We start from the raw sequence: 10,304 nt of genomic DNA on the forward strand, positions 1-10,304 counted from the left end.
TTGAATTTTATATAACTTGTTTTGGATACATTAGCAGAATATTAATATGTTATAAGAATTTACAGATAACAACAGGTTAAGCCTTAGAAAATAGGCATGAGATTTGGGCTCTGGCATACATAACCTTCAGGATTGACAAATAGCTATTGAAAAATGAGCTTATGAAATTAGGAATCGGGGGCTCTGGCATAAATCAGAAATACAATGCGGGTGCGGAAACCGAAGAAAACTGGATGAGAGAGTTTCTTTTAAATAACCCTGACCCTGTCCTGAGAATAGGAATAGATGGGACGATTCTTTACGCAAATAAGGCAGGGAAATCCTTGCTTGAAACTTTTAATAGCCAGGTTGGAGAAAAAGCTCCTGCTGAAATTTTGAATACTGCCCATGGGATAGCGCTCCGACGGACACCCGCGCAGGCTGAACTGAAAGCAGGAGAAAAAATTTATACAATAACCATTACTCCCCTGCTTCCCTGCGAAGGCATAGTTGCCTCTGCAACCGAAATAACTTACCTTAAAAAAACCGAAGAGAAATTAATTTTAAGAAAAAGAGAACATGAGATCCTTTCCCGAATTTCCGGGCTTGCTCTTTCAGTCCCGGATTTTCAGGCTCTGCTAGACCAGATCCTGCCTCTGGTTGCAGATATGCTTGGTGTAAAGTATTGCAGTATTCTTAAACTCCTGCCTGACGGAAATTTTTTATTTGAGACCGGAGTCGGCTGGAGCCCGGAAGAAGCAGGCAGAATAATCAGGAAAGAATTAGCGACATGCGAAAGCTATACTGTACTCTCAAGCCAGCCCGTCCTGCTGGAAAAGCCGGACAGGAAAAATTTCACCGGGGCAATGGATCTTGAAGAGCACAAGGACATAATTAGCGGGATCAGTGTACTTATAGGAAGCATTGAAAAGCCTTATGGAGTGTTGGCGGCTCACAGCACCGAGAAGAATAAGTTTACCGAGGAGGAGAGTCGTTTCCTCAATGCGGTTGCAATAATTTTTTCATTTGCAATTCACCAAAGGGAGATGGAAGCCACACTCCGAGATAAGGTACATTTCCTGGAAATTCTGCTGGATGCCATCCCGGCCCCAGTATTTTATAAGAACTATAAAGGGATTTATGAGGGCTGCAACGAGCTCTTTGCGAAAATGGTTCTCGGAAGTTCAAAGGAAATAGTAACCGGGCACACTATAAATGAGCTTTCCGAAGCGATTCCCCAAGAGCTCGCGGAAATTTACGAAAGAATGGACAGGCAGCTGTTCCAGAAAGGAGGAAGCCAGGCTTACGAGTCAAAAGTCCTGTGTTCTGACGGACTCAGAAGGGACTTCATTTTTAATAAAGCCGCATATAAAAGTTCCTGCGGGAATATAGAGGGGCTTATAGGAGTCATGCTTGACATCACAGGGCGCAAAAAGATGGAAGAAAAGCTGCAGAAGAATGAAGAGCGATACCGAATTATTACGGAACAGACAGGGCAGCTGATATATGATATTGACCTGAGGAATGGCAGTGTAGAATGGGCGGGGGCGGTCAGGGAACTCACGGGCTATAGTAATAAGGAAATTGAGAGTATGGATTTTTACGGCTGGCTCGAACACATTCATCCTGAAGACCGCAGGAGAGTACGGCAATCATTCAAAAATTGCTGGAACACAGGAGAAAAATACGTTGAAGGGTTCAGGTTCAAGCGGAAGGATGGAAGCTATCTTTGCGTGAAGAACAGAGGGGTATATTTGAAAGACGAGGACGGCTGCATATCCCGGGCGCTCGGGGTAATGGAGGACGTTACCGAAATCAAACAATCATCGGAAAAATTAAAGCAAAGTGAGGAACTTTACAGGTCGTTCCTGCAAAATTTCAAAGGTATTTCATTTAAACTTGACAGAAACTTCAACCCCCTTTTTCTTGAGGGAGCCCTTGATGAAATAACCGGATATGCGGAAGAGGAATTTCTTTCAGGAAGAGTAAAACTGCTTGACCTTATTGCCCACGAAGACAGGCCAGTGCTCAATCTGAGCCGGGAAAAAATGATTTCTTCCCCGAATTCCATTATGGAGTACGAGTACAGGCTTAAGCGGAAGGACGGGAGCATAAGGTGGGTCCATGAGTTAATCCACAACGTGTGCAATGACTCGGGAGAGACCGTATTTATCCAGGGGTATGCCTATGACATTACCCAGAGGAAAAAAGCTGAGGAAACTCTTGAGAAAGCTGAAAAAATAGGCATGAGGGAAATTCATCACAGGATAAAGAATAACCTTCAGATAGTCTCATCCCTGCTTAGCCTTCAGGCTGACAAGTTCAGAGATAAGAAGGTTATTGAAGCCTTCAGGGAAAGCGAAAACCGCGTAATTTCAATGTCCATAATCCATGAAGAGCTCTACAAGTCAGAAGATGCCGCAAGCGTTGATTTCGCAGCCTATCTCAGGAAACTGACTGCGGATATTCTCCACTCTTACAGAATAGGAAATGAGAAGATCAAGCTTCTTCTCGAGGTGGACAGCACACTGCTGGGAATCGATACCGCAATTCCCCTGGGAATTGTAATTAACGAGCTTTTCTCAAACTCGCTTAAGTACGCATTTCCGAAAGGTGCAGAAGGAAAGATCAGGATTTCCCTTCACCAAACCGAACCCGAATGTCAAATAGCAGGCGAAGCCATAGGAGAGAGAGCGCCTGAGAAATCCGGAGGGTTTACCCTTATCTATTCGGACAATGGGGGCCGTTTTCCGGAAAATCTCGATTTCAAAGACCCCGGAACTCTGGGTTTGCAACTTGTAAATGCTCTCATTGAGCAAATTAACGGAACAATCGAAATTGAGAAAGAGAAGGAAACAAAGTTTACAATCAGGTTCGAAGACAGGGGAACGGCCCCAAAGGTGTAAAGCTGCTTTACCTTACAATTCGATTAATCCCGTTTTCAAAATCCTGACTTATCCAGGCTCTTATAAGCAGGCTGGCTTTCCACCTGTCCTGAAATCAACTTTTTGTAGAGAGCAGCTTTTTCTTTTCAGAACGTTTTTGTCCTATAAGCTTAAAAATAGTATCCCTGTGCCCTGGAAACGGAGCATGGCTAAGTTTAACCAGGTGGCACAGGCTTCTATATACACAGGCTTCTATAACAAGAACCCGGATGGGCTCTTATATTTTTCAGAACTAATATCGATTGGTATTTAATATGAAGTAAGGAAAAAGAGAATAAAAGAACACATAGCGAGGATAGGCGAATTGTGAATGCTAATAGGAATTGATGTCGGAGGCACTACCACGGACGCAGTGCTTATCCGGAATGGAGAAGTATGCAGTGCTGCCAAGGTTTCCACTGAGCCGGGGAAGCTTCTGGATTCCCTGCTTGAAGCCCTTGATGCGATTAGCAAAGATGTTCCTCCTGAACAGCTGGAAAGGGTGGTATTCAGTACAACCGTGATAACCAATCTTATCGCCGAAGGCAAAACTGACCGTGTAGCCCTGGTGCTGATTCCGGGACCCGGTATTAACCCGGAAAGTTATAGTTTCCCTGACAGTTTTTATCTGAAAGGGGCTATGGATTACAGGGGCAGGGAAATCCAGCCTCTCGATGAAACCGAAATCAGGAAAACTGTGGATTTGATCCGGGAATCCGGATTTGCAAGAGCAGCCATCATAAGTAAATTCGGGCAGAGGAACCCATCTCATGAACTGGAAATCGGGGAAATCTTCAGGGAGATCTATCCTGGCTGCAAACTGGAACTCGGGCATACGGTTTCGGGAAAACTGAATTTCCCGAGAAGAATAGCAACTGCTATGCTTGCCTCTGCCACGAGGGAGCGTTATCAGGAATTTGTCGAGAAAATCAGGAAAGCCCTTGAGGAGAGAAAGATCCGGGCTCCCGTATTTATCCTGAAAGCCGATGGAGGAACTCTCCCGGTTGAGAAATCAATAGAATTCCCCGTAGAAACTATCTTTTCGGGCCCTGCTGCGAGTATGATTGGAGCTCTTGCCCTTACCCCCCAGGGTCAGACTTCGGTTGTGGTGGACATCGGAGGTACTACAACAGATCTTGCACTCATTCTCTCAGGCAAGCCGCTTCTGGCTTCTAAAGGTGCAAAACTCGGAGGCTTCCTCACACATGTTCGGGCTTTTGCTGTCCGCTCGATAGCTGTAGGAGGGGACAGCGTCGTAAGGGTAAGGAAAACGGATACCGGTAAAAAGCTGATAACGGTCGGCCCCGACAGGGCAGGTCCTGCTTACTCTATGGGGGGAGAAGAAACTACCCCTACTGATGCTCTCAATGTTCTCGGGCTTATCAAGGTAGGAGATCCCGAACGTGCAAGCGAGGCTATCAAAGCTACAGCTTCTTGCCTGGGAAAATCCGAAACCGAAACCGCATCCCTGATAGTGGAGAAAGCTGCACAGACTATTGCAGATGCAGTCAATGAGATGTTTCTTGAATGGGAACAGGAGCCTGCTTACAGGATATGGGAGGTCCTGCAGGAGAAGAAGGCGAGACCACAGAATGTGGTAGGAATCGGAGGAGGGGCAAAAGGCCTTATTGACGGGATTGCGAAAAAACTTGATGCCAGACCTGTTATCCCTGAATACGCCGAAGTAGGAAACGCTATAGGAGCAGCCGTTGCCAGGCCCACGCTTACCCTGAACCTGCATATTGATACTGAGCAGAAAATATACTCAGTCGCCGAGGAAGGGGAGATTGTCAGCCTGAGTGCGGCTAACCTCGGGAATTTTAATAAAATACGCCTCGAAGAGGCTGAAACCCTTGCCTCGAAACTCCTGAGGGAACGTGCGGAAAACTTTGGTATTTCCGAGTATGCGGGCGAAGCCGAGATCGTTAATAGTGAAGTTTTCAACGTAGTCAACGGCTGGTATACTTCAGGGCGGCTTTTTGACGTGGACATGCAGATTCCCGCAGGCCTGATCCCGGCATGGAAAAGGAGGGAAAAGGCATGAAACTTGGGCTTGGCAAAATCAGGGATGTGCTGAAAACCGGTTCCGGAACAGGTGCGCAGGAAAGGAAAAAAGAGCAGGTAGAAGGGAGAAATAAGGCAGAAAAAGAAGAAATCCTGAAAGTAGGAAATGAGGAAGATAAGCCTGAAAACGAGGGAAATGAAATGGAATTGAAAAAAACCGGGCTGGAGGCAAAGGAGAGACCTTTATCCCCGGCAGACCGTACTGGAACCGAAAAGACGGGACTGATTTTCTTCCCTGCTTTTGACTGGGCCATTTCGCCGACCCACCCGGAAAGAGAAGAGCGGCTTCTTTATACGAGGGACCAGATCTTTGAAGAAGGCCTTATGGACCTGCCGGAAATAGCCGAATATAAGCCCCGCCTTGCCGAGTACAGGGATGTTGCGCGAGTCCACTTCTGTGTGCCTGATATAAAAGCCCAGGCTACAACTCCTCACCTTATCGCAGCAGGGAGCTGCCTGGTGCTTGGGGACGCCCTTATGAAAGCGGAGGTAAAGAATGCTTTTGCGCTTGTCCGCCCGCCCGGGCATCATGCAATGACGGTAGCGCATGGGAACCGGGGATTTTGTAACATCAATAACGAAGCTATCCTTGTGGAATACCTGAGAAAAAAATACGGGATCCGCAGGATTGCAATTGTGGATACCGACGTGCATCACGGGGATGGAACCCAGGAAATTTTCTATAATGATCCTGATGTGCTTTTTATCTCCTTCCACCAGGACGGAAGAACGCTATACCCCGGCTCGGGCTTTATAAGCGAACTTGGAGGCCCAAAAGCCCTTGGCACCACAATCAATATTCCCCTGCCGCCGGGAACCCCTGATGAAGGTATACTTTACGTGCTTGATTCTCTTGTACTGCCGATTCTTGAGGATTTCAAGCCTGAGCTTGTCCTTAATTCTGCGGGACAGGATAACCACTATACCGACCCGCTGGCAAATATGCGCTTTTCCGCACAGGGCTACGCAAAACTGAATGAGAAACTTGCCCCTGACATGGCAGTGCTTGAAGGAGGCTACGCAATTCAGAGTGCTCTGCCGTATGTGAACACAGGCATAATCCTTGCAATGGCAGGGCTTGATTATTCCTGCGTAAGGGAGCCTGATTTCAAGCCGGGCATGTTTGTCCAGGCTGCAAGAGATAGAAAGGTGCTTGAAGAAACGGTTGCGGCTCAGCTCGAAAACTGGGAAAACAGGGACAGGCTCGTAGAAGCCGAGGTGACGAAACACGGAGATTTCTACAGCCGGAGAAAACAGATCTTTTACGATACGGATATGATTCAGGAGTTACAGGAAGAGAGAATCCGAATGTGTCCCGACTGCCAGGGGTACAAGACCATAGATTCCAGTGCCCACAGGAGCACAAATGACAGCAGGATCTTCGGGATTTCGGTTCCAATCTATGCCTGCGGGAACTGCCAAGCTGAAGCCAGGGAGGAATACAGGAAAAGGCTAAATCTTCCGCAATACGAGCATGTCTACCTGCAGGACAAAAAACAGGACGAATACAGGGCATATAATTCGAGGACAAAACAGGAAACGATTTATTGAGGCGGGAAAGAACCTTTCAGGCAAGAAATCTCTTATTAAAGGTTATACAGTTTTTTCTTCATCTTGCCTGTTTTTTCTCCATATTACCTATTTTTCTTCATTTTACCTATTTTTCTTCATTTTACCTATTTTTCTTTATGTTGAATATTTTTTAGATACCGCGCTCATTTTTCTTCATACCGCTCAATTTTCTTTATCCTGCTTATTTTTATTTTTTCCAGCCTCTCAACTCACAGTATTTGGTTTTTTGCAACCTTCCGTCTCTTTTAGTATTTTTCATGCAGCGAATTATCCGTTCCTGAAATGCGCTTGAAGTCATCCCGTTTTGCCAGAATCTACAGGAGAACTCTGAATTACCTTTAAGCTCTTACTTCGCAAATGGCGCGTCCTGTACAGGTGCCCTTTTCGAAGGAGAAAATGAGAAAGGACTGCATATAGAGAATATCACATATTTTTTAAGAGGAAATTTGTGAAGATAACAACATTTTCTGGTAGCACTTACTAAATATATTAATTTTGCCCTTCTAAATGAAGATAATAAGGCTTTCACACACCCGGGGAAAAGTAAAAAATCTGAATTGGCTGCCTGCAGAGTGATTCAAAAATATATCTGATTCTTAATTCCGGCAGCAAGATGAAGGCAATAAAAAGAGTAGATAGAGTCAGTGTGGACTTATTTTCAACTTAATATAATTGAAAAAGGATAGTGGAGAATGACAGACAGGAGCAATTCGGGAATTTCAATAAGCTTAGACGTTATTAAAATTCTATTTTTCTAATATCCTGAAAAGCAGGCTAATCAAAACCGTTATGTTTATATTGTATTTGCAATTAGTTTCTAATTAATTTAAGGGAGTGGCATTTACAATTACCTTTATTTGTATGGAGGAATTTCACATAAACGGAATAAAATTTTTGTTACTAACCCTTTTAATACTCACGCTAAGCTCCTGTATCGGAGCAGCCGCTGAGGTTCATCCAGGTGACTCAATACAGGCCGCGGTGAACAGTGCAAACCCCCAGGGTGATACAATTATCGTATACCCGGGAACCTATACAGAAAATATTGATATAAGTAAAACTAACAACCTGGTACTGATGTCAGCATCGGGAAACTATAGTGACACGATAATTGCTTCCAATGGCACAGCCAGAAATGTGATCTCTGCTAATTCCAGAGCCAATTTGGTAATTAAGGGATTTACGATCAGCGGAGCCGCAACAGAGCAATCAGGAATCTATCTGCAAAACTGCAAAGATTGTGTGATAGAGAATAACCAATTTCTAAACGATGCCATGGGAGTATATGTAAGGTCTTCCGGGAACACAACCATACGCAACAACATAGCTACTAAGACCGGTGGAATTGGAACAGGTAGAGGGATTAACATCCAGCAGTCCTATTCGTCCAATGTTTCAAACAATACGATCTCAAATCAAAATTTTGGGATCTATCTTTCCAGTACTTCCACAGGTAACAAAATTTCAAGAAACAATATAACCCAGAGTGCTAACCACAGTATAACTCTGGAAAGATCAGACGCTAATATTCTCGAAAACAATAATGTAAAATCACATGCAAGATATGGAATTTTGCTTTCGGATTCGAGTAACAATATCCTGAGAAACAATAATGTGTCCGACGGAACCAATGGAATCTACCTGGTAACTTCTCCTGAATATATAGCCTCAAATACCTTTACGAAAAACAATACAATCTCAGGCAACACTGTAGATTTCGGCAGTCAGCATGATATTATGCTGGATAATACAACCGATAACAATATAACAGGCAATACGATTTCCAGCAGTCCGTATGGAGTAGCTGTAAGGTATTCCAATAATAACATACTTACCGGCAATAATGCTTATAATAATACCCTCGGTTTATATGTAACCCTGACATCCACAGACAACATACTTTCGGGTAATAAGGCAAATTCAAACAGGGGTGCCGGCATCGGTCTTTTTAGAGTTAATGGGAATACAATTGAAAACAATGAGGCAAATTCCAACGCCAATCAGGGCATCATTCTGGACAACTCAAGCAATAATAAAGTGCTCAATAACAGCGCATCCAGAAACGCCAGGGGCATTTTCGTAAGTTCATCGTCCAGAGAAAACTTACTCTCAGGCAATATTGCAAATTCCAATTCAGGTAACAGTGGTTTCAGCGCTGATGGCATCCTGCTTGAGAACACCAGCGGTAATGACCTTATAAATAACATTGCAAGTTGGAACAGCAGATATGGTATCTATTTAGCGAGTTCCAATAACAGTTCTCTTGTCAACAATACATTGCAGAACAATGTAAGAGGTATTAGCCTATCAGGATCAGCAGGTAACACAATTTCTAAAAATATAGCTATTGATTGCTCTGAATCTGGGGTATTCCTCACGATTTCCACTGATAACAACCTGTCCAGAAATGTAGTTTACAATAACGGCCAACAGGGCATCTCCCTTGACTCTTCCGGGAATAACGAAATCTCGGGCAATAACATTAGTTCAAACGCTAATGGAATTTACATGTGCCCGAGGAGTTATGGAAACTGGGTCTATGACAACTATTTCAACAATAATAATAATGCAAACATCAGAAATAATCAAAGCTCTTGGTACAGAGAAATAGTTTCGGGCAAAAATGTTATGGGCGGCCCGTATATAGGAGGAAATTTCTGGGGAAGTCCGTCATACATGGGATTCTCAGATAATAAGTCCAACCCTGATGGAAACGAAGACGGCATTATTGATATCCCCTTTGTCTCATCTAACGGTATTACTGTCTCAACTAACGGTAATATCACGGACAATTATCCATTGACACGTGTGGTACTGCCTGTAGCATACTTCAGCGCCAGTACAACAAAAGGCTTTGTACCTCTTAAGGTCGAGTTTACTGATTGGTCACAGGATTCTACCTCTATAAGCTGGGACGTTAATGGTGACGGGAAAACTGACAACAGCAGCAAAACCTTTGTCTACGTGTACGAAAAGCCAGGCACTTATAAGGCCAGCATGACAGCAAGCAACAAAAACGGGACAGATACAAAATATCTACAAATAATAGCAGAAGAATTTAAAGTTTATCCAGTTGCAGACTTCAGCGCCAATGTGACAAGCGGCAGTGCTCCTCTCCCGGTCCTGCTTACCGACCTATCGAAAAATGCAACCTCAAGGAACTGGGATATTGGCGGTGACGGAACTATTGAGTCCACGGATACGAGCATTGTTTATGTGTTCACAACTCCTGGAACCTATACTGTTAGCTTAACTGCGGTCAATCCAAACGGCACTTCCCCGGCAAAGACTGCCCAGATAAATGTAATGCAGCAGAGCAGTCCAGATGATAACGATAATGGTGGAAACAACCGCAAGAGCGGCGGCGGTGGCGGCGGCGGCGGTTCTCCCGAGCCAGCAAGAAATGTTCAGGTTAAGGAACTCTCACAGACACATGTTGCAAGCGGAAAACCTGTGAAATTTGATTTCGCAAAGAATGCCACCTGCGTTGCATATGTGAGCTTTGATGCAAAGAAAACCGCAGGCAAGACCACAACCATTGCCGAGCAGCTCAAAGCAAAATCAACTCTGACTTCAAATCTGTCCTCAGGTGAGGTTTATAAATACTTCAACCTCTGGGTGGGAAACGCAGGATTTGCAACGGAAAAGAACATTGAGAACCCTGTAGTGTGCTTCAAGGTTGAGAAATCCTGGCTTGAGGATAAGGACATTGACCGGAATTCAATCATACTCAACAGGTATAGCGACAAAAAATGGTCACAGCTG

At 44.4% G+C, this 10,304-nt stretch carries 4 protein-coding genes; all 4 read left to right on the top strand.

Annotated features, from left to right (window positions below):
• Positions 1–161 precede the first annotated feature (161 nt).
• The gene (locus tag EQO05_RS14275; protein WP_240664748.1) at positions 162–2,885 is read left to right on the top strand and encodes a PAS domain S-box protein; all 2,724 of its coding nucleotides are present in this window, start codon (positions 162–164) and stop codon (positions 2,883–2,885) included.
• Between the two features lie 349 nt (positions 2,886–3,234).
• On the top strand, positions 3,235–4,947 hold the full coding sequence (locus EQO05_RS14280) for a hydantoinase/oxoprolinase family protein (protein WP_128507643.1): 1,713 nt from the start codon (positions 3,235–3,237) through the stop codon (positions 4,945–4,947).
• Complete coding sequence (locus EQO05_RS14285; protein ID WP_128507645.1) at positions 4,944–6,518, top strand: histone deacetylase; 1,575 nt, start codon at positions 4,944–4,946, stop codon at positions 6,516–6,518. Before EQO05_RS14280 ends, EQO05_RS14285 begins: the two co-directional genes overlap by 4 nt.
• A gap of 1,002 nt (positions 6,519–7,520) precedes the next feature.
• On the top strand, positions 7,521–10,304 hold a 2,784-nt coding region (locus EQO05_RS14290; protein WP_164888579.1), incomplete at its 3' end, for a NosD domain-containing protein.

Source organism: Methanosarcina sp. MSH10X1, from assembly GCF_004099695.1.
In the GTDB taxonomy this organism is placed as follows: Archaea; Halobacteriota; Methanosarcinia; order Methanosarcinales; family Methanosarcinaceae; genus Methanosarcina.